The sequence below is a fragment of the Blautia sp. HA9023 genome, from assembly GCF_056504095.1.
Genome location: NZ_JBWLUR010000002.1, coordinates 49,362 through 70,963 on the forward strand (window position 1 = coordinate 49,362; position 21,602 = coordinate 70,963).

General features: G+C 43.0%; 19 protein-coding genes and 1 riboswitch. Of the genes, 1 reads left to right on the forward strand and 18 read right to left on the reverse strand.

Annotation, left to right across the window (positions count from 1 at the left end):
- Positions 1-92: 92 nt before the first annotated feature.
- The 16 genes from AC04Q6_RS01690 to AC04Q6_RS01765 all read right to left on the reverse strand — a co-directional run bounded on the left by AC04Q6_RS01690 (position 93) and on the right by AC04Q6_RS01765 (position 18,491).
- The gene (locus AC04Q6_RS01690; protein WP_118071913.1) at positions 93-971 is read right to left on the reverse strand and encodes a helix-turn-helix domain-containing protein; all 879 of its coding nucleotides are present in this window, start codon (positions 969-971) and stop codon (positions 93-95) included.
- Positions 972-1,116: 145 nt separating this feature from the next.
- The gene (locus tag AC04Q6_RS01695) at positions 1,117-2,238 is read right to left on the reverse strand and encodes an ISAs1 family transposase (protein ID WP_118064820.1); all 1,122 of its coding nucleotides are present in this window, start codon (positions 2,236-2,238) and stop codon (positions 1,117-1,119) included.
- A gap of 100 nt (positions 2,239-2,338) precedes the next feature.
- On the reverse strand, positions 2,339-4,822 hold the full coding sequence (locus tag AC04Q6_RS01700; protein WP_118071420.1) for a hybrid sensor histidine kinase/response regulator: 2,484 nt from the start codon (positions 4,820-4,822) through the stop codon (positions 2,339-2,341).
- 226 nt (positions 4,823-5,048) lie between these two features.
- Positions 5,049-5,124, reverse strand: a riboswitch (cyclic di-GMP riboswitch).
- A gap of 39 nt (positions 5,125-5,163) precedes the next feature.
- Positions 5,164-7,254, reverse strand: a complete 2,091-nt coding sequence (locus tag AC04Q6_RS01705) for an ATP-dependent helicase (protein ID WP_242997057.1) — start codon at positions 7,252-7,254, stop codon at positions 5,164-5,166.
- Positions 7,241-8,335, reverse strand: a complete 1,095-nt coding sequence (locus AC04Q6_RS01710) for a Zn-binding domain-containing protein (protein ID WP_476389493.1) — start codon at positions 8,333-8,335, stop codon at positions 7,241-7,243. The genes AC04Q6_RS01705 and AC04Q6_RS01710 overlap by 14 nt, the downstream gene beginning before the upstream one ends.
- Positions 8,235-9,941, reverse strand: a complete 1,707-nt coding sequence (locus tag AC04Q6_RS01715; protein ID WP_476389494.1) for a DEAD/DEAH box helicase — start codon at positions 9,939-9,941, stop codon at positions 8,235-8,237. Before AC04Q6_RS01715 ends, AC04Q6_RS01710 begins: the two co-directional genes overlap by 101 nt.
- Positions 9,942-10,083: 142 nt before the next feature.
- Positions 10,084-10,617, reverse strand: a complete 534-nt coding sequence (locus AC04Q6_RS01720) for a methylated-DNA--[protein]-cysteine S-methyltransferase (protein WP_118062853.1) — start codon at positions 10,615-10,617, stop codon at positions 10,084-10,086.
- Positions 10,618-10,793: 176 nt separating this feature from the next.
- A complete protein-coding gene (locus AC04Q6_RS01725) occupies positions 10,794-12,197 on the reverse strand; it encodes an alanine/glycine:cation symporter family protein (RefSeq protein WP_021976961.1) in 1,404 nt (467 codons plus the stop codon).
- Positions 12,198-12,346: 149 nt separating this feature from the next.
- On the reverse strand, positions 12,347-12,727 hold the full coding sequence (locus AC04Q6_RS01730; protein WP_334300540.1) for a LysR substrate-binding domain-containing protein: 381 nt from the start codon (positions 12,725-12,727) through the stop codon (positions 12,347-12,349).
- Between the two features lie 9 nt (positions 12,728-12,736).
- The gene (gene add, locus AC04Q6_RS01735; protein ID WP_242997058.1) at positions 12,737-13,735 is read right to left on the reverse strand and encodes an adenosine deaminase; all 999 of its coding nucleotides are present in this window, start codon (positions 13,733-13,735) and stop codon (positions 12,737-12,739) included.
- A gap of 175 nt (positions 13,736-13,910) precedes the next feature.
- On the reverse strand, positions 13,911-14,219 hold the full coding sequence (locus AC04Q6_RS01740; RefSeq protein ID WP_442863156.1) for a hypothetical protein: 309 nt from the start codon (positions 14,217-14,219) through the stop codon (positions 13,911-13,913).
- Positions 14,171-14,647 (reverse strand): hypothetical protein, encoded by a 477-nt coding sequence (locus tag AC04Q6_RS01745; RefSeq protein WP_207660370.1) that lies wholly within the window; start codon positions 14,645-14,647, stop codon positions 14,171-14,173. The genes AC04Q6_RS01740 and AC04Q6_RS01745 overlap by 49 nt, the downstream gene beginning before the upstream one ends.
- Positions 14,648-14,778: 131 nt before the next feature.
- A complete protein-coding gene (locus AC04Q6_RS01750) occupies positions 14,779-16,569 on the reverse strand; it encodes an aminopeptidase P family protein (RefSeq protein WP_118071423.1) in 1,791 nt (596 codons plus the stop codon).
- Positions 16,570-16,573: 4 nt separating this feature from the next.
- Positions 16,574-17,377, reverse strand: a complete 804-nt coding sequence (gene thiD / locus AC04Q6_RS01755) for a bifunctional hydroxymethylpyrimidine kinase/phosphomethylpyrimidine kinase (RefSeq protein ID WP_118071424.1) — start codon at positions 17,375-17,377, stop codon at positions 16,574-16,576.
- Entirely contained in the window at positions 17,374-18,054 is a 681-nt protein-coding gene (locus AC04Q6_RS01760) for an HAD family hydrolase (protein ID WP_118071425.1), read from the reverse strand. The genes thiD and AC04Q6_RS01760 overlap by 4 nt, the downstream gene beginning before the upstream one ends.
- 239 nt (positions 18,055-18,293) lie before the next feature.
- Positions 18,294-18,491 carry a hypothetical protein gene (locus AC04Q6_RS01765; protein WP_118071426.1) on the reverse strand — a complete coding sequence of 66 codons (198 nt, stop codon included), beginning with the start codon at positions 18,489-18,491 and terminating at the stop codon, positions 18,294-18,296.
- A gap of 215 nt (positions 18,492-18,706) precedes the next feature.
- On the opposite strand from AC04Q6_RS01765, the gene AC04Q6_RS01770 reads away from it, so the two are divergent.
- Positions 18,707-19,351: a fibronectin type III domain-containing protein gene (locus tag AC04Q6_RS01770; protein WP_118071427.1), complete on the forward strand. Its 645-nt coding sequence runs from the start codon at positions 18,707-18,709 to the stop codon at positions 19,349-19,351.
- Between the two features lie 90 nt (positions 19,352-19,441).
- Here the strand turns inward: AC04Q6_RS01770 and AC04Q6_RS01775 are convergent, their stop codons facing one another.
- A complete protein-coding gene (locus AC04Q6_RS01775; protein WP_021976945.1) occupies positions 19,442-20,854 on the reverse strand; it encodes an amidophosphoribosyltransferase in 1,413 nt (470 codons plus the stop codon).
- A 199-nt stretch (positions 20,855-21,053) separates the two neighbouring features.
- Entirely contained in the window at positions 21,054-21,521 is a 468-nt protein-coding gene (locus AC04Q6_RS01780) for a TspO/MBR family protein (protein WP_021976944.1), read from the reverse strand.
- Positions 21,522-21,602 lie beyond the last annotated feature (81 nt).

Consider the following 21,602-nt stretch of genomic DNA (forward strand, 5'->3'; position numbering starts at 1 on the left):
TTCTCTTTGATGATTCCTGTGATTAGATCGATACTCATCCATGCATTATGTACATGGATATAATGTATGGATCTGAAACGACTGCACTTCCATTAAAATTCCGGTATATTCATAACCGTCTCCTGCCATTCTTTCGGGGACATTCCGTATTCTTTGCGGAATGCTTTATAGAATCCGGAATAATCTTTGAAGCCAAACAGCAGATAAGCTTCGCTGATCTTCATGTTATTCCGGATTGCCTCTCTGCATGCCTCCAGTCTCTTTTTCTGCACATACTGATGAACTGACATTCCAATATGATCCTTAAAAAAATGGGCAATATGATATTTACTGACAAAAAATTCTGCTACCATCCTGTCCAGAGACAATTCTTCTTCCAGATGCTCTTCAATATAGTCTATCAATCTTTCTGACAGCTGCTGTTCCTCCTGAACACTACGCTCATGTCTTTCATTATATACAGTCCGGTTTAAATGAAGAAGCAGATCGCTGACGCACAGGGAAACCTTCGCCGCTTTTCCAAAATGATTGGAATAAATTTCCTCCAGCAAATGAAATACTTTTGTCTGAATCGTATTAAAAGCGATTCTGTCGTGATGGAAAATATATTCTCCTTTTGTCTGCACCAGCTGTATCAAATAGCCATACTCCCTAGCATCTTCCATCAAGCGGTTCAGATAGTCAACCGTAATCCAGAATACAAACCTTCTATAGGGCACGCTTTCATCGTGAATGACTGCATGATGCTCCAGACCAGGAGGCACTACCGCCACGTCTCCGTATTGCAGCGGATATTCTTTTTTCTCTATCTCAAGAGATACATCACCCTCCAGAAAAAAATAAATCTCATAGTAATCATGGATATGGTTGGCAACCTTTTTCATATGCTGATCTTTATAATAATAAATTTCGAAGTCTCTTGAAACCATATACTGCCTTGTATTAAATTGGGTGTTTAACTTCTTTCTCATCTTCCGCCTCCGAACCACCGAAATATCGTTCCTATCCAATAAAATCAGCATATCATTTTACCGCAACTTTGGCAATGTATACAACAATTCTGCCACGACAAACGCATGAATGGTTAGCAACTGCAAATTTTATTTTTTCTACTTTTTAAGCTTCTAAAAGCTCCTCTAAATACTTAATTGGACGCAAACTTACTACGAACCTTTTCTTTCTCATTGACAACTTATGTCTTGATAGTTCTGCTGGTTTCAAAATACTCAGGCTCCATTTTCTTATAATGTTCAAATTTTGTGCCGCCATTTTATCGATTGTCGTATTTGCATCCTCCCGAAATGTTACATCCAAATGCCAATGCATACTTTCTATACTCCAATGACCTCGCACCGCTCGGCTGACTTCGTTGATATCCGTTTTTAAACTGCTTATAAAATATCGATATTCATACGTTATCTTTCCTGCTTTTTCTATTCGTTTCTTCTCCATTACAATGCTTCTCAGGCCTTTCCAATTCTTCTTTTGGCTCAGCCACCGGATATCTTCCGTCTGATAATACTCTCGGATCTCAATTTGCCCATGGGCTTTCTCACGGGTCTTCTTATATGCCCCCTTTTCGCGCATTTCTTTTTGAAACTCCTCATTCGAAAAGTATTCTTTTACATCTTCGTACATTGTGTATTGATTTTTCTTCAATGCCAGAACATAATCCGCTCGTTTCTGCCTGATTTTTCCTGCGATCGCTGTCTGCGTTCCCATTGCATCAATCGTAATGATCTGACCCTTTATCTGGATTTTTTCCAACAGCTCTGGAATCGCTGTTATTTCATTGCTTTTTTCTTTGACTGCTTTCTGTCCCAGACAAAATCCATCTTCCTTACTCCATGCAGAAACAATGTGACTTGCTTTTTCTTCTCCACGTTTATTCGAACACATCGTTTTTCCATCTATGCAGATGATCTTCTTCAACAGTTCTCCATCATTTTTATCCAGCCGCTCCTGCCATTTTCCATAGAGCTGCTGCAGAATTTCGGGCGATATCATCCCCATGACACGCCGGATCGTATCATGAGAGGGGATTCCGTTTTTTAGTTCAATATACTTTCGAAGATAATCCTGATAGCTTTCTGCAAACAATGCCATCTCAACCCAGTCATCCGCATTCGCAAGAGTTGCAAACAACACAATGACAAGAATATCCTTCAACGTATGACGAACCTTTGTCTGCTGACGAGTATCTTCAATGTATTCCATCCACTCTAATAATTCCTGCATAAATAACACCCCTTTTTCTTTTATTTTACTAGAAAAGGGGTGTGTTCACAATTTATTTACTCATGCGTTTGTCGTGCGCATTTGGAATTTGCTATATCGATTATTTCATCCATCTCTCCACAGTTCGGATGATCTGTTCTATCTGTACAGGTTTGGACATGTGATCGTTCATTCCTGCTTCTTTGCATTTCTGGACGTCTTCCAGATAGGCGTTGGCAGTCAGTGCGATGATCGGGATCTGTTTTGATTCCGGGGATGGAAGACGGCGGATCGCCCTGGTTGCATCAAGACCATTCATCACAGGCATCTGCATATCCATGAGAATGGCATCGTATGTTCCGGAGGGATCGATTTCAAAAAGCTGTACACATTCTTTCCCATTTACTGCCCGGACACAGTGAATGCCGTACATTTCCAACTGTTCTTCCAGAATCTCATAATTCAGGTCATTATCTTCTGCGATCAGAAGCGTTTTTATGATCCTGGATGGCCTGAGTTTGAAGAACGGAATTTCCGCGGTTGTCTCTGATACTTCCTGCTCCCTGATAAAAGGTACATCCAGAGTCACACGGAAAGTGGTTCCCTCGTGGAGTCTGCTTGTTGCTTCAATGGTTCCGTTCATCTGGTCGACGATCTTTTTTACAATAGCAAGGCCCAGGCCGCTTCCCTGTACTTTATTCACTCTTGTATCAATTGCTCTGGAAAACTGAGAATACATTTCTTTCATGAATTTTTCGCTCATTCCAATCCCGTTATCCCGGACAATGGAAACCAGGCGGATCTTATCTTTATCCGGAAATGGTTCCTCATAAACTTCCAGTTCAACCGTTCCTCCCTCAGGAGTATACTTCACTGCATTGGATAACAGGTTCATGTAAATCTGACCGATCCGCAGACGGTCAGACAGCACGGTATCATAAATAATGTCATGTCGGTTACAGATAAATTTCTGGTTCTTATCTTCTGCTGTTCCACGGATATTCTGTTCGTAAAGTTTACATAATTCAGACAGTTTTACTGGCTCAGAATCAATGCGAAATTCCCCACTTTCGATCCTGGAGATATCCAGGACATCATTGATCAGCTGCTGCAGATTACTTCCACTTAAGTTGATCTTATCCAGACAGTCCAGTATTTTGTCCGGTTCATGGAGATGGTTTCTTGCAACTCTGGTAAATCCCATAATGGCATTCATAGGAGTCCGGATGTCATGGGACATTCTGGAAAGGAACTCTGATTTTGCCTCATTGGCACGGTTGGCCTCTTCTACCGCATCTATGAGATATTTTTCCCGCCTTTTTTCCTCACTGATCACGCGGATCACAAGCAGAACCTGTCTGGCTGTTCCATCTTCCGCTCTTGACTGGACAATAAACCTGGCCAGATGCCAGTTGTTATCTGTGGCAAGGTAGTCAACTGCAATGGACTCCTCTTTTTCCAGACGTTTTTTCAGAGTGGAGAGGTCATAAAACTGTTTTACCATGGCCCTGTATTTGGACGCGACTTTTTCGCTGCTATCACTGGTGATATGGGCAGCTGCGGTTCCCTTCATTCCTGTAAAACGGTGATTTTCACTGCCGCCGGTAATCTCCTCATAATAAAAATCCTGAAGGTCGATCCGGTAGATCATGTAGTAGATCTTACTGATGGCGGATATGATCTCATTGTTCATTTTCACTTCTGCCAGAGAATCTTCCAGCTCTCTCTGATGATTTCGCTCCTCCTTTATGATCTCATCTACATGACGAAAAGCGATCAGAACCGGAAAATCCGTTGAAGAAGGAAGTCTGGTGGCTCTGATTTCAAAATACTGATGCCTGTTGGCATTTTCCCGGGACTGATATCTGCGGCTGATCTTATCCCTGGTTTTAAGCTCGCCTATCAGATTCTGACAGTCAAATGTCTCCAAAAAATCCGGCGCGGATTCTTTTATGACAAAATGATCATAATAGTATTTCAGTTCTTTTGAGTAACAAAGTATGATTTTTTCTCTGTTTTTCAGAATCTTCGGAGCGTTGGCACCCTGTTCCAGTTTTACAACTTCGGCAGTATCATCCAGAAGATTGACTTTATATACAGAAGTACAGTCCTCACAGAGAACATTCAGGATCTGACGTTCTTTTTCCATGCTTTCAAGATTTTTTCCCAGAAGCGTAAACATGCGGAGATTTTCCCTGGCTGTATTCAGATGAGCACCTACGAACGCAAGCTGATGAATAAACAGTTCTGAGATTCCTTTATAAAAATGATCCATTCCGATAAATCCGCTTAAATGGTCTCTGCTGAAAATAGGTGCGAGGACGCGGGAATATGTGTGATGTTTCTTCATCAGGTTGTATTCCTGTTCCATAGGAGAAAGTTCTTCACAATCTGTAACCTGGATCGTCAATCCTTTTTTCAGTTCGTCTGTCCAATGTGGAATATCCTCTACCGTGATTTCTGAAAATAACTGTTCTTTTTCTAATATGTCGTCCTCATTTTTCCATTCATACTGAAGACAGAAGTATTCTTTTCGGTTCTTTTCTTTTTTATCAAAAATATATACTCGATCGGCACCACTGCATTTTCCAAGCAGTTGCAGCATTTCGTAAATTGCGCCATCCAGTTCTTCGTTGTTTTTTACACGATATTTCCGTTTAATGTCCTTGTGATATCCTTGATACTTACCGGTTTTGGTATATATCCGTTCATGCCAGCTTCTGAGCCGTATAGGACATCAGAAGTGCACCATCTGCATCACCATTTCCTTTCCACGGGGTAAAATAAAAAAAGCACCATGTTCAGACAGAGAGAACTATAGTGCTTTTGAATTATGCAACTGGCTGCCATTTTACAGGCCCTATAGCTTTGCGCCACAGTCTTTCGGCTGCTTTGCCCGTGTTTGTTTTTTTAACAATTTTAGTGTATATTTATACGGAAAATTTGTCAATTATTGTTTGGAATTTTTTTCAACTGTGAAAAGGCTTTTAGCATTTCTTTTTCGCCGTAATCATCAAATTGTATCACAATGGTATCTTCGGTTTCGGAGATAATGGACCCGCGGCCGTATTTGGGATGTTCTACAAGTTGTTTTGGTGTTTCTGGTGGGATGTTTTCCGGCAATGCTGTCTTTTCATCTGGGGATAAAGAAGTTTCCTGTTCCTGGGATCTGGCATATTCTTTCGGTGTTTCCAATTTTCGGAGTTTTTCTTCCAGGATCATCTTTTTCAGGTCCTGAAGGTGCCGGGCAGCTTCTTTTGTATCTCTTGTGGCATCTGCCGGATGGGCAAGATATTTCTCCGGAAGACTGGAAAGGTAGCGACCTGGACCTGGAAATACCCGCGCAGTTCCGGGATTGATGTAAAAAGATAATTCCAGGAATTTCCTTGCTCTTGTCATTCCCACATAAAACAGTCTCCTCTCTTCCTCTTCTGTAGAAGCATCACGGCTATTTAAGGGAATCAGCCCATCATTTACACCAATGATAAATACGTAATCGAATTCCAGCCCTTTGGAGGCATGGAGCGTCATCAGTTTTACAGATTCTCCGGAAACCGCATCTTTTTCCGGTTCCATGCCATTCAGTACAAGATCATTAAGAAAATCCCTGATACTGTGATAGGATTCCATTTTCTTTAACAGGGAAAGGATTTGCCTCCTGTTTTCTTTATAGTCGCTGGAAGACGGTCGGAGATATTTTTCCAGAGAAAGCTGTTCCCACAGATTTATGTAGCCGGAGCCTGTGTCCCGATACTCCCACATGGCCTGAAAAAGTAAGGATTTCGAGAGAAATACACTCCCTTGTGTAAAATTCAGAATCTCTGTCCGGGCTTTTTTTGAGTTCCATCCTTCCCCGAAAGTTTTGTCGCAAAGGACATAAGTTCCGCTGGTAAGATCCTCATGATTGCTTAAAAAACGCAGTATATGAAGAAACCAGGCAAGAACCGGAATATCCTGAATGATTTTCTTCTGAGAGATTTCATATGGGATCTGATGTTTTTCCAGAACTTTTGAAAGGATCTCTGACTGGCTCTGAAGCCTGTAAAACACTGCGACCTCCTCAAGTGGAACGCCTCTTTCATGAAGAGCAAGGATCTTTTCTGCCAGATATTCTGCTTCCTGAAAAGGATCGTAATGATTTTTGACAGAGATTTTTTCTCCTTCTTCCTGTACGCCGGTAAGAGAATCCCCGGATTCCTGAAATCTTCTGGAAACTGCCAGGATCGTCTGGGAAGAACGGTAATTTACAGGAAGGGATAGTTCTTCTGCGTGATACAATTCACGGAATTTATAAAAAATATTGAACATACTTCCACGCCAGCTGTAGATCACCTGATTGGGATCGCCCACTGCAAAAAGCCCGACTTCCGGTCTTTTTAATTGACGAATCAGTTCAAACTGAAGTTCATCGCAGTCCTGCACTTCATCAATGATGATCCATTTCAGCTGCAAAAGTTGCTGTGGATGATCTTTCAGAAGTTTCGTGGCACACTGCAACAGGTCTTCGTAGCTCATTTTGTTCTGTTTCCGTTTTTCTTCTGTAAGGAGAGTTACCAGTTTCGGAAAATCGTCCTGGTATCCGGGCTGTCTGGATGTGGCTGACCTGTATTTATGATCCAGTCTTTTTCGAAGACGGTTTTTATATTTGATCCTGAGAGTATGCTGGTGGATCAGCTGATTGGCAAGTTCCAGTTCTTCTTCAGGCAGACAGACCTGGAAATCTTTTGTGTAGCCAAGTTCTTCTAATGGAAGCACTTCCTGAAGGAGCTTTAGGGCAATGCCGTGGAATGTTCCATAGAAAAGAGACGAGGGGTTTTCTTCTATATTTTGGATCTTCAGCCTGTTTTTGATCTCGCCTGCTGCTTTATTTGTAAAGGTCAGAACGATCATATTTTCCAGGGGGATTTTTTTCTGCTGGTGAAGATAACGGATCTTTTCGATAAGAACCGTTGTTTTTCCGCTTCCTACGTTTGCGCGGACCAGGCAGGCATTATGTTCATCCAGAACCGCTGTTTTCTGATAATCATTCAGTTCCATATGTTTCATCCTTTTTCAGAGTGTGATATCTGCGCATCATTTTTTCACGTTTTAGCATATCTTCCGGTTTCTCTGTATCTGTAAGGATCGCAAAGCGGAAATCAACCGGAAGAAAGACGTAAGTACTGAGCACATTGGAGATTCCTGTTCGGTTCTCCTGCATATTGGCCCATTCTGCATAAAACGGATCTCTCAGATAGAGGATCAGAGAGGAGGCTTTGACTTCCAGTCCGGATACCATTGAGAAAAATCCTGCAAATGTATTATTATTTTCTTTGACCCGATTGCAGAATAAAACCCACTTCTCCTGCAGATCAGATAATGTGAATTCCCGTTGTCCTGATCGATTCCATTCTGTATTCTTTTCATCCGGATAAGAAATATTCCTCGTTTTCTGCACGGTCAGTTCCGATTCTTCAGATAAATTTTTCAGCCCCCACAGGATCACGTTCCGGTCAAGCCTGTCATTTCCAATACAGACTGCACAGCCGTTTTTGCACCTGCAGCCGGAAACCATTCGGATAGCCTGTTCTGTCACTTTGGGGATCAGATCATAGATCTTTTCTGCAAATCCAAGGCCTCCTACATAACGGTCGTAAAAATAGAGAGAAACCTCCTCAGAAGTGCTTCCGGAAAGTTCCAGTGCATTGGTGGACATTGCCACCCCAAGATCGGAACCTTCTGTCATTGTCACCATCAGAGCTGCATTTTTCAACGCAAACATCAGACCTTCAAAGTGGTTATTTCTTACATAATAACCGTTTCTGTCCGGCTGTAAGAGATTGCGGTACTGTCTGACCACATTTTCAGGAAGTCTGAGCCAGGTAGCTTCTGTGTCGTAATTCTTGGAAAGTGGTTTCGTGAGCTGTTCAAAACCCAGGTTCTGATGATTATGGAACTGCATTTTTTTATACATGTATACAAAATCTGCAATATTTACATCTCCAAAAGAAAGTTCACTTCTCTCCCACTGCTGCTTTTTATGTCTGTGTATGATACGGATATTGGTCTCGCTTCCAGGTACTGTGTAATAGTTTCCATGAAATGGCACAGCTTCCACGATCTTGCTTTCCAGGTTCATTTTTACAACCTGGTAAAAATCTCCGTCGTGCCATGTAAACGGCACCTTCATGGATCTCATGAAAAGCCTGTTCCTCATCCATCTCCGTGATATTTTTTCCGGTTTCCTTGTTAATGAGCTGATACTTGTTCTGATCAATATTCCGGAGGGAAAATTCTCCTACAGGATAAAGTCCTCCTGACCAGGCGAAGCGGCCTCCCATATTCCGGACTTCATCTACTTTCATAAGTACAGGGATCGTCTCCCCAAGATCCGGGAATAATGCACCATCATCCAGGGTTAACGGAAGTTCCGCTGCCGCAGCCCGGATATGTGCAAGCTGGATCAGAAGATTGTCTGGATCAACGATGGCATTTTCACTGCTGTGTTCAAAAAGCCATTCCGGTTCCAGAGCGATATACTGATCCATGGGAAGATTGGCAAGAATCAGATAATTGGTGCATTTTCCACTTCCTCGTCCTGCACGGCCTGTCTGCTGCCAGAAAGATGCTCTTGTTCCCGGATAACCGGCCAGTACCGTTGTACTGATCTTTCCGATATCGATTCCCAGTTCTAATGCATTGGTGGATACAAGGCCAAGAAGATCCCCTGAGATCATACGCTGTTCGATGCTTTTTCTCTCCAGAGGAGTGTAACCGCCACGGTACCCGGAGATTTCTTCTTTTCTGGCTGTCCCTAAGAACCCTGCCGCATCCAGATGGTCTCTGGTTTCTTTCACCAGGATCTCCACATTTTTTCTGGATCTGGCAAATGCCAGAAAGCTCTCCCTTCGTTCCATCAGCTGAGGAAGAAGGTCCGCTGCAACATTTATAACAGATTCTTTTCCGTAGGGGATGCCATCTTTATTCAGTTTCTCTTCTGGCTGGACCAGGCAATAGATCCGCTCTGATATTCCTGCACCGCTTCTGGCGATATTGATAAAAGATCTTCCGCAGATCTTTTCCGCAAGTTCCAGGGGATTGGCAATGGTGGCGGAACTGCATAAAAACTGAGGATCTGAGTGGTAATATCTGCAGATCCTGGATAAACGGCGAAATACATTGGCCAGATGAGAACCAAAAGCTCCTCTGTATACATGCAGTTCATCCAGAATAATGTATTTCAGATTGGAAAAAATAAAGTCGAATCCATATTTGCTGTGATTTGGAAGCATGGAGCCGTTTAACATATCCGGATTGGTAAGGATGATATTGGCACGTTCCCGGATCCTTTTTCGCTCAGCAGGCGGTGTATCTCCGTCATATACGCCGACAGATAAACGATGTTCCCCAAGTGCTTCCATCCAGGGGATCAGCGCACGGTACTGATCAGCTGCCAGGGCCTTCGTGGGATAAATAAAGATCGCACGGGTCACAGGATCTTTCAGGATTTCCTGAACCACCGGCAGATAAAAGCACAGGGATTTACCACTGGCGGTAGGTGTGGTGATCACGATATTTTCTCCAGCCATAGCATGGGAAAAAGCTTCTGCCTGGTGGGTATAGAGAGACTTTATATTCTGGCCGGACAGAAAATCCTGGATATCCGGATGCAGGCTTTTGGGAAACTCTGCATATTCCGGAGATCTGGCAGGGATTATTTTTTTGTAAATGATGTTCCCCTTCATGCTTGCTCCTTTGCTGTCAATTTATTCGATAGATATTATTTTTAATAAAAACAGTATAACATAAAAAAAGCGATACCATATAGTTTTATCTTCCCATATGACATCACTTTTCTATTTTTTATGCAGATTTTTCAAGTATATGTTACAGTGCAGTGCCTTTCTTTGGTACAAAGAAACGGCTCATATCTGCATGTTCCAGCTTAAGCAGTGAAATTTTTCTATCAATTCCTCCTGCATATCCTGTGAGACTGCCATTTGTGCCTACTACACGATGGCATGGAATGATAATAGAAATTTCATTATGTCCAACTGCACCACCAACAGCCTGGGCGGACATATGGGAAATATTTTCTCTTTCAGCTATTTTACTGGCAATTTCTCCATATGTGATCGTTTGTCCGTAAGGAATCTCTGATAAAATCTGCCACACAGCTTGTCTGAATGTTGATCCCGCAGGATGAAGAGGAGGTGTAAATGTTGGCTTTTCACCGGAGAAATAGATATCCAGCCATTTTTTTGCTTCTGAAAGAATCTCCGTTTCCTGTGAAATCCTCTCGTCCGGAAGTGTATTCGCAAAGTATTTCTGTCCTTCAAACCATAAGCCTGTAAGTCCAATTTCATCTGCTGCCAGTAAAATTTCTCCTAACGGTGATTTATATTTGCATGTATAGATCATAGTTTTCCACTCCTTATTTCAGTAGTGTTACCTCAAGTATAATTTATGTGAAATAGTTATCTTTAATTATGTGAAAAAACGGAGAACACAGCAAGGTATCCTCCGCATATAATATAGTGGTATGTTATCTGCTATTTTTACTGTTATATTACATTTTACTGCTATTCACAGGTGCTTTAATTCCAGTAATCTGTTTTTTGCTTCAGATCAATATTTTTACTGAAGAATACAGGATTTTTTTTCTGCCGGATCTGTCCTTCGTAATCCTTTAATGCTTTCAATACGGTGTTGGACAATAGCAGGATCACCGGAATGTTGATCAGTGCCATTACTCCCATCAGTACATCAGAGATGTGCCACAGTAATGTCATCTCCATTCCCGCTCCCAAAAACACCACCAGTGCTGATACAAGGCGAAATCCCGTCATGAATTTCTTACCCGGCTGCTTTTTAAGGATATAAGTCAGCAGATTATCACAATAGAAGCAATTTCCCAGCAATGTAGTGAAAGCAAATAATACCATTGCGATCATAATAAAATATGGTCCAAAAGAACCAAGAGTCTTGTGAAGTGCTGCCTGCACCCACGGTGCTCCCTGAAGCTCTTTTGCCGGTGTCACACCAGATACCAGACACATCATGGCAGTTGCAGTGCACAATAATAATGTGTCAATAAACACAGACAGCATCTGTACCAGTCCCTGTTTAACCGGATGACTGACCATTGCAGACGCCGCCGCATTGGGGGCAGAACCGATACCTGCTTCATTGGAATACAGACCTCTTCGTATTCCCTGCATCATAGCTGATCCGGCAAATCCGGCAAAAATTGCTTTAAAATCAAATGCTTCTTCAAAGATCTGTGCCAGTACCGATGGAAGCTGTCCGATATTTAGTACCACTACCAGCAGGGATATCAGAATATATACAATGCCCATAAATGGCACTAAAGTAGAAGTTACTTTCACAATTCTGTTACCGCCACCCAGCAGACACCATCCCGTTACCAGCGCCAGAATTCCTCCAATGATCCATGGCGTGATCTCTGCATTATAAAATGGCTGACCGGAAAATGTAGACTGCAGATTATAGGAGGCCAGCATATTAAATCCAAACGCGTAAGTCAGGATCATGGCTATACAGAAAACCACTGCCAGTCCTCTGCTGTGCAATGCCGCCTCTATGTAATACGCCGGGCCGCCGTAGCACTGGCCGTCTTTTCCTTTTTTCTTATATATCTGCGCCAGTGTACTCTCTGCCAGAGCTGATGCGCTTCCAAGAATGGCAATGATCCACATCCAGAATACGGAGCCCACACCACCGATACAGATGGCAGAAGATACTCCTACAATGTTGCCTGTCCCTACACGAGATGCCGTGGAGACCATCAGTGCCTGAAAGGATGATACACTTTCGTCTCCCTCTGGTTTCTCCATTACAGCGCTGCAGGCGTTTTTGAATAAACGTACCTGTGGAAATCTGGTCCGGACAGTAAAGTAGATGCCGGAACCAATCAATATTACAATCAGTAATTTGCTGTAGAGAAACGTGTTGATTGCGTCAATGATCGTTTCGAACATAAATCCTCCTCGTAACAGAATTTTTTATCATACGATAATATCGGATAAAAACCCGAATTGTTACCATAATACAATATTTCTGCTATTTTGAAAAGAGGTTATCCGCAGGAGTTCATGAACCTGGAAGATTTTTCTTTCCATAAATTTCATTAAGCACAATTTTCCCCACAAATTTCCCTGTTTTTCAGCTTTTCAAATCTGTTTCCACCGATCAGGATGTCCCTGTATTTTTTTACGATCTTCATTTTCAGAGGAGGGGTTACCTGCAAGGTTGCCGACACAACAGCCAGGTCTACTTTGCCCTCTTTCAGAGCATTTACGGAATCTGTCGTACTGTTATTCAGAATTTTAAAATGTACGTTCGGGTACAGGATATTGAAATCCCGGACCGCCTCAAACAGATAGCAGTGAAGAGCCGTTTCAGTTGCACTGATATAGATGGTTCCGTTTTCCAGGCTGATCAGGTTACTGAGATTGTTTTCTCCCTTAAAAAACTGAGCACATCCGGCAGCTATATATTCATAAAAAATTTATCCGTTTTAAAAGAGAAACTGTTCTTTCAGCTCCCTTTTTCGTTTACCGGAAGTAAATGCTGCTTCCACGGAATTCAGGAGCAACTGTTTTTTCTGTTCCTCTGTAAGGTTTAACAGGGAATCCATATACTGAAACTCATGGGAAAGGGTTGTTCTTTCAATGGCAGGATCATCTGTATTTAGTGTTACCTTAAGTCCCTGTTCCAGAAAATTTTTCAACGGATAGGAAAACATATCTTCCACTGCCCTGGTCTGCCGGTTGCTTGTGGGACACATTTCCAGAAAAATCCCGCTGTTTTTTACAAGTTGGATCACCTCTTCATTTCCTGCGATACGCACTCCATGCCCGATCCTGGATGCTCCCATACGGATGGCTGTTTTGACATCCTCGGCATCGCCGGCTTCACCTGCATGGATCGTAAATGGAACGTTGTACTCTTTTGCTTTCGCAAAAAGATTCTTATAGCTTTCTGTTGGAAAAAGTGCTTCTGCACCTGCAAGATCCACGGCAACTACTCCTCCATCCTCTGTGAGATATCTGCGGGCCAAGTCCAGAGTTTCCATATTTTCCTGCTGATTGGAGCTTCCACGCATGCAGCATAAGATCAGATTGCCTGGAATCGGAGATTTTTTCAGGCCACGTAATGCAGACTGGATCGCCGTTTCCTGGGTCATTCCTTTTTGTGTATGGAACTGTGGTGCAAAACGAAGTTCTGCGTAGATCACACCGTCTTTTCTCATTTCAGAAAGGATAAGATAAACGGCTTCTTCCAGTGCTTCTTCTGTCTGAAGAAGGGAAAGAGGCAGGTCAAAGCATTTCAGAAAATCATTGAGATTTTCGCAGGTATCCGGAACGGAAAGAAGGGAAAGAAGTTCCTCGTCTGTTGCAGCCGGAAGTGTGATCTGCTGCAATGCGGCAAGTTTTTTTGCAATATCCACGGTAATACAGCCATCCAGATGTGCATGTAGATCGATGTAGTGATTGGTTTTGTTTTCTGTTTTCATAGGCATTAAGTACCTCGCTGTTTGTATTTTTCTATATTATAACACAAAAATGAGCGCATGAAATTCCACATTTTATGGATACATGCGCCCTTTTCTGTTTTAACCAAATCAAGCAAGTAGCGAAGCGGATTGCGAATATCCGCTTGACTGCTTCTTCACATTTTATGAAATATTCTTATCCCTGAAATGATTTTACATTCTTTACGGCATCTGCAGGGAGGATCTCTTTATCATCCTCATCAATGTTGATAAGATGATATCTGTCATTTCCCATGTGCATTTCTTTCATATAGCTGAGCTGGCGAAGTCCGTGACGTGTCTCGATCCTCTCTACCAGATCTTTATGATCAGAATCCTTCAGTGCATACACAAGATCTACAGAAGCCTGGTCTGCTGCAAGGATATCTGTAGATGCCACGATTCCGATATTCGGTGTTACGACAGGTGCTGCTCCAACACCCTCACAGTCGCAGGAAACAGACATATTTCGAAGAACGTTGATAAATACAATACGCCTTTTACCGGGAACTTGGCAGTTCCGTCCTCATCCAGGATATCTACCGGGCAGAATGTCCAGCCATTTACCTTCAGAGTTTCACGATGCTTCTCCGTTGTGTAACGGTCTCCCTCGTAGTAGGTGTTTGTCTCTACGATATGGGCTTCCGGGATCTTATCTGCGATCAGTTCTTTTACCCACGGTGCAGGGATGATATTCGGTCCATGCTGCTCTCCTGTGTGAAGCTTGACTGCAATCTTACCCTTAAGGCTGCCGCTTACACGCTCAAAAATCTTCTTCAGTCCCTCTGCGGAAAGATCCTCTGTAAAATATACGGTGGATTTTTCTCCGGAACGGTCCCTATAAGGAATGTAATGTTCTCCACCTGTTCCAGGTACGATTTTTTTGTGTGCCATTTGTAATCCCTCCTGTGTTATATTCATAAAAAATCTCACTGCTTTTATGATACAAACTAAACTCAGGTTCAGGTCAAGGATTTTTTGTTAAATATAAAGGTTAATTCCAGACTATAAAATTTCATTCCGGTTTATATTGCCTGTGTGGCTTCTTTTAACCAGCCTTTTTCATCCTCATCCAGATACGGAGAAATTTTCTCATATACAAAGGCATGATACTGGTTGAGCAGTGTGCGCTCTCCGGTTTCCATCTGTTCGGGATCTATACCTTCCAGGTCAAAGGGTACCAGCGTCAGAGGTTCAAATTTCATAAACTGACCGTAGGCTGTTTTTTCGGCCTTTTTGCAGACCACAAGGTTTTCATGGCGGATACCAAATTCATTTTCCGCATAGTATCCTGGTTCATCGGAGGTGATCATTCCTTCTTCCAGAACAGGAGCCGGACGATCCACGAGATTTTTCCAGCGGAAGCTCTGAGGACCTTCGTGTACATTGAGAAGATATCCTACGCCATGACCGGTTCCGTGATTGTAATCCTCTCCCATAGCCCAGAGTGGTCCTCTTGCCAGGGCATCCAGATTCAGTCCGGTACAGCCATAGCGGAATTTTGCGGCTGCAAGGTTCAGGTGCCCACGAAGTACTGCTGTGAAATATTTCTTTTCTTTTTGGGTAACCGGGCCAAGTACAACGGTGCGGGTGATGTCTGTGGTTCCCTCCAGATAATGGCCGCCGGTATCCATCAGAACCAGTCCCTCTGGTTTCAGAGGAATACTGGTTTCTTCTGTGGCACTGTAATGAACAATAGCTCCATGTGCACCGTAGGCAATAATGGGATCAAAGCTGTTCCCCTGGAAGTTCTCTTGTCCGGAGCGGAACTCATAGAGTTTGTCCGCTGCGGAAAGCTCGGTGATCTCCTGCTTTCCCACATTCTTTTTCAGCCAGTGGATAAATTTTACCATTGCCACGCCGTCTTTGATGTGGGCTGTTTTTTCATTCTGGACTTCGATCTCATTTTTGATGGCTTTTGGAAGAAGGGACAGGTTTTCTCCATTCAGGATTGTTACTCCATCCGGAATGCTGCTGACCAGACGGCTGTTTACATTACTTTTTGAAAGATAAACCCTTTTCGATTCAGGGATCGTCTGCACATAAGTGTAAATATCATCATATGGATAGATGGTAACGCCATCTATGGCCAGAGCTTCTTTTACAGAATCCGGAAAAGCCCTCTCATTGGCAAAAAACCGGATTTCTTTCTCATCCATTACAAGATAGGAAAGCACTACCGGGCAGCAGTGGATATCATTTCCGCGAATGTTCAAAAGCCACGCAATATCATCCAGTGACGTGAGGACAAAGAGATCTGCGTCTTTTTCTTTCAGTTTGCTGCGGATTTCCCGGATCTTGTCTGCTCTGGATCTTCCAGCCCATTTTTCGGATAATTCCATTACCGGTTCACAGGAAAGTGCCGGACGGTCATCCCAGATATTTCCGATCAGATCCTCATTTACAGAAAAACGTACCTGTTTTCCCAGAAGGATTTTTTTCAATTTCCCGGCTTCCTCTGCGCTGACAGTACGGCCGTCGAAGCCGAGGCACATCCCTTCTTTCAGGTTTTCTTCCAGAAATTTATGGATCGTCGGTACATCCGGTTCCCCCATCTTAAACAGGGTAACCGGTGTTCCCTCTAACTGCTGTGCGGCCTGGATAAAATATCTTCCGTCTGTCCAGAGTCCCGCCATATCCGGCATGATGACAGCAGTTCCGGCAGAACCGGTAAATCCGGTAATATATTTCCTGCATTTAAAATAATCTCCCACATACTCGGAACCGTGGAAATCATCGGTCGGAACCAGATAAGCATCGATTCCCTTTTCTTTCATCTGTTTTCGAAGAGCGGTAATCCGTTCTGTAACTGTCATAACCTTATGCCTCCTCTGTATAACTGTTCTTTACTGCAAAACCATGATCCATAGGACCGCTTCCTTTTCCGAGATCCAGCATGGCAGCAAGAGCTCCGGAAATATAGTCTTTGGCACGATTTACAGATTCCACCATGGAAAATCCTTTTGCAAGGTTGGATGCGATGGCCGAGGAAAGAGTACATCCTGTTCCGTGGGTGTTGGGATTGTCGATCCTTTTTCCCTCAAACCACTGATATGTTCCATCCTCATAGAGAAGATCATTGGCATCATTAAGCTTATGGCCGCCTTTGCAAAGAACTGCACAGTGATACTGTTCGGAAACCTGTTTTGCAGCTTCGATCATATCATCGGTGTTTCTGATCTTTCGTCCGGTAAGCACTTCCGTTTCCGGGATATTGGGAGTGAGAAGATCCGCAAGAGGAAACAGTTCTTCTTTCAGAACATCCACAGCTTCTTCACTGATCAGCCTTGCGCCGCTGGTAGCCACCATAACCGGATCCACTATGATATTTTTCGCCTGATACTGCCGGAGCTTTTTGGCGATCATGCGGATCAGATCACTTTCGGAAACCATTCCGATCTTTACTGCATCCGGAAAAATATCTGTAAAAATACTATCCAGCTCCTGACCAAGAAATTCTGCCGTTGCATTCTGGATGGCTGCGACACCGGTGGTATTCTGGGCAGTCAGTGCGGTGATGGCACTCATGGCGTATACCCCGTTTGCCATCATGGTTTTGATATCGGCCTGGATCCCTGCGCCTCCGCTGGAATCGCTGCCTGCGATGGTTAATGCTGTTTTCATTTTTCGTTTCCTCCGTTTTCTGTAAATATATAATTCTGTAACTCTGTCAGATTTTGGCAGTAGATATGTGCGTCCTTTTTTAGCTGCTCCTGATCCGGTTCTCCCAATGCGTCATAGATGCCTGCAGTCAGAAATCCTGCTTTTCCTGCGGTCTGCAGTGCATAGAGAGAATCTTCCACTACCAGTGTCATGGATGGCTCCGTTCCCAGCACTTTCGCTGCTGTAAGATAGATCTTCGGAGAATATTTGCTTTCTCCGATCTCACTGGTGGTATAAATTTCTTTTAAAAAAGGAAGAAGTCCGTTTCGCTTTAGTGCCCGGCGGATATGTTCTTTTGGGCTTGAAGTTGCCACCACAGCCGGGATTTTCTGGCTAGCAAGATATTGAAAAAGTTCTCTGGCACCTGATTTTGCAGGAACTTCTTCAAAATAGTAGTTTTGGATCCGAACTTTCAGATCCTCCACGATCTTTTCTTCGGAAAACCCAAGAGCGAACCTGCTTTTCAGCCATGCCGCTCCCTGCTCCATACTCATGGGAAAAAGGATCTCTTCCATTCCCGCAATTGGGTGATATCCAAGATCTGTAATATATCGTTTTCCAAGTTCCCTCCAGATAGAAAGAGAGTCCAGAAGGACACCGTCCGCATCAAATATTATGGCTTTTACGAGAGAAATCATGTTTTTCCTCCTGAATAAAATTTTTTATGATATAAAAAACACGGATATACCACAAAAGATATATCCGCATTTTATTATAAGCCGCAGGTCCCCAAAATGCAACCGGGAGTTATCTGACAGTTTCTTTTTCCAGTCCAACTGGTTCGTACAGCTTTTTTAATGTTTTTACCAGTTCATCTTTCCCGGTGTCTTCGATACAGACATCGTATCTGCCTTCCACACTTCCGAATGTAATTACTTTATCCAGATTCAGCAGTGCTTTCCATGTTTCCTGATGTGTTGTGTGCCTCCATGATGCCGTAAGCCATGGTGCCCTTTCTTGCTTCAGATTTCTCTGCTTTTTTTCCAGTGAGTGCTTCCACTTTGGCTGCTTCTGCTTCCGGTACGATCTCTGTTCCATTTACCAGATATGCGCCGCCATCATATAACTTTACCATAATGTATTCGCTCCTTTTTCTTTTTTCACGATGTTTGTTCTTCGTGATTTTATTGTATCGCATCCAAAGCATTCTGACTAATTGCCAAAATGAATGCTGTTATAACTTTTTGTGAAAATAAATAAGGACAAAAATAACTAATCTTATAAAGAAATGTTGACAGAAATTCGTTACTATTTTATAATTTTCTTATAACTACGAAGGAGGTATGAATAATGAAAAAATTCAAAAAACTTTTGGTTTGTATGCTTGCAGTTATGATGCTTATTTCATCTGCGATTCCGGTTTCTGCGGCCACCCGCCCGGCGATCCCGACCTTAAGAAGTGCACAGATGACCAGTAGCGGACGTATGTCTCTCAGCTGGAAATCTGTAAGTAATGCAGATGGATACAAAGTTCGGATCTATAACTGCAGTAAAAAGAAAGCATCTTCCATTCATCTCAGTGGAAGGTACAACAACAACTATTATACAAACAAACGTGCGAACACAGCTTATCTTGTATCCGTATACAGCTACAGATGGGTAAATGGACAGCGAATTTACAGTATCGATTCGGATGCATTTGTATGCACCCCAAGAACATTAACTACTGTATCAAGCACAGCATCAACATTGACAGTTAAATGGTCCAAGCTTTATGGAATCAGTGGATATTATGTTTATAAATCTACCAGTTCCAATTCCGGTTACAAACGTTATGCAACTTTATCTGCCAATGCAACTTCTGTAAAAGTCAAAAGTTTAACTTCCTCAGGCAACACTTATTTCTATGTTGTGCCATACAGAGTTTATAAAGGAAAAAGATATACTTTTCCTCATAACATTTACCGTATGTATACAAGATATTATTATTACTAAATAACTGATATTCAGAAAGCAAAAAGCTTCCCTGCCAGAAGTAACTCTGGCAGGGAAGCTTTTTTTGTGTATTTTTATTCTTTTCCGTTTTTATTCTTTTCCGTTGAAACAATATGTACATATATTATCCGGATCGATTCCAATGGATTCCAGAAGATCGTCCAGTCTGTGATAGCGAAGGCTGGTAAAATTCTGCATCTTACAGATATCCTGCACCATCTGCTCATATTTCTCTGTATGCGGATCTGCATATTCATCCAGGACTTCCTGCGGACAGTTCGGCCCTTCTCTCTTCTCGATGACCTGACGTGCGATCAGCTCCATCTCGGATTTGGAGCGGGAGAAGTTTAAGTATTTACATCCGTACATGATCGGCGGGCAGGCAGGACGAACGTGAACTTCCTTCGCACCGCTACGGTACAGGAATTCGGTTGTCTCACGAAGCTGGGTACCACGTACAATGGAATCATCAATGAGAAGAAGTTTCTTGTCCTTGATCAGCGCACGTACCGGGATCAGTTTCATTTTCGCGATGAGGTTACGCTGATTCTGATTGGTTGGCATAAAAGATCTCGGCCAGGTTGGTGTATATTTAATGAATGGTCTTGCATAAGGAATACCGGATTCATTTGCATATCCGATGGCATGGGCAATGCCGGAATCCGGAACACCTGCTACAATATCCGGGTGAACAGAATCTCCGTCTCTCTTTGCAAGCATGCTTCCGCAGCGATAGCGCATCTCCTCTACATTTACACCTTCATAAGATGCTGTCGGATATCCGTAGTAAACCCAGAGGAAAGAACAGATCTTCATTTTCTTTCCAGGCTCAACCAGAGTTTTAACTCCGTCTGCTGTTACAAATACGATCTCTCCGGGGCCAAGTTCCTTATAATCTTCGTAACCCAGATTAATATAGGCATGACTCTCAAAGGACAGACAGTAGGACCCCTCTTTGTGGCCAATCTCCACCGGAGTTCTGCCCATCTTGTCCCGGGCTGCATAAATTCCGTCTTTTGTCATGAGAAGCAGCGTCATGGAGCCGTCGATCAGACCCTGGACATACTGGATACCCTCCACAAAATTGTCCTTTTCACAGATCAGGGCAGCGATCAGCTCTGTCACATTGACAGTTCCGTTGGTCATCTCCTGAAAATGTACCTTGGTCGTATCATACATCCGCTGCAGAAGTTCATCATAATTGTTGATCTTTCCCACAAAGGTAAGGGCAAAGCTTCCAATCCTGGAACTGAACAGAAGGGGCTGAGGTTCATAATCAGAAATACATCCGATTCCCATATTTCCCTTCATGGAACCCACATCCCCGTCAAATTTTGTACGGAAAGGTGTGTTTTCAATGTTGTGGATGGCACGGTCAAATCCATGTTCTCCGTAAACAGCCATACCGCCGCGGCGTGTTCCCAGATGAGAATGATAATCCACTCCGTAAAAAAGTTCCAGTACGCAGTCGCTTTTCGATGCTACTCCAAAAAATCCGCTCATAATGTGCTCCTCTCTGCTTCCATAGTGTTAACGATTCCTGTCATCGTTCGTACATCCATAATCGCTACCAGTATAGCATAAGAGAGTGGAAAATAACAATCAATTCAGCGGATATTCCTGCTTTTTCAGAATAAATTATAATGATATTAGCCGGATTTATAAAAGCAGAAAACATTTTCTGTATGTGACAGAAGTTCCGTCAGTTCCAGAGTGCGATAAACAGATTCAGGTAACCGGCAAAAGTCAGCCATGCCAGATATGGGATCATCAGGTACGCAGCGTTCCGGGAAAATTTCCCGAATGTACGGATGCAGCCGTACACAAGTCCCCACAAAAAAATAAGCCAGAGAAACGCAAAACCATACCATCCCGCTCCAAAGAAGAAAAACGGCCACAGGAAATTCACGGCAAGCTGAATCCCGTACAAGGCAAGAACCCTGTCCCTGTCTCTGCTTTTTGGTCTGGATGCGATCAGGAAAGAAGCAATTCCCATCATGATAAAAAGGATCGTCCATACAACAGGGAACAGCCATCCAGGTGGTGATAAGGGCGGCTTATTTAATTTTGCAAATACCTTCATTCCATTTCTGGTAAAAAATCCGGAAACAGCTCCTGTTGCCAGGGGCACTGCAATACAGGTGATCAGTTTTCTGGTATCTTTTTTCAAAAATATTCTCCTTTCTGCTCTGGGAAAATCTGAGGACAACATTCGTTTTCTCTGTTTATTATATTTCGGAATACCGGTTTC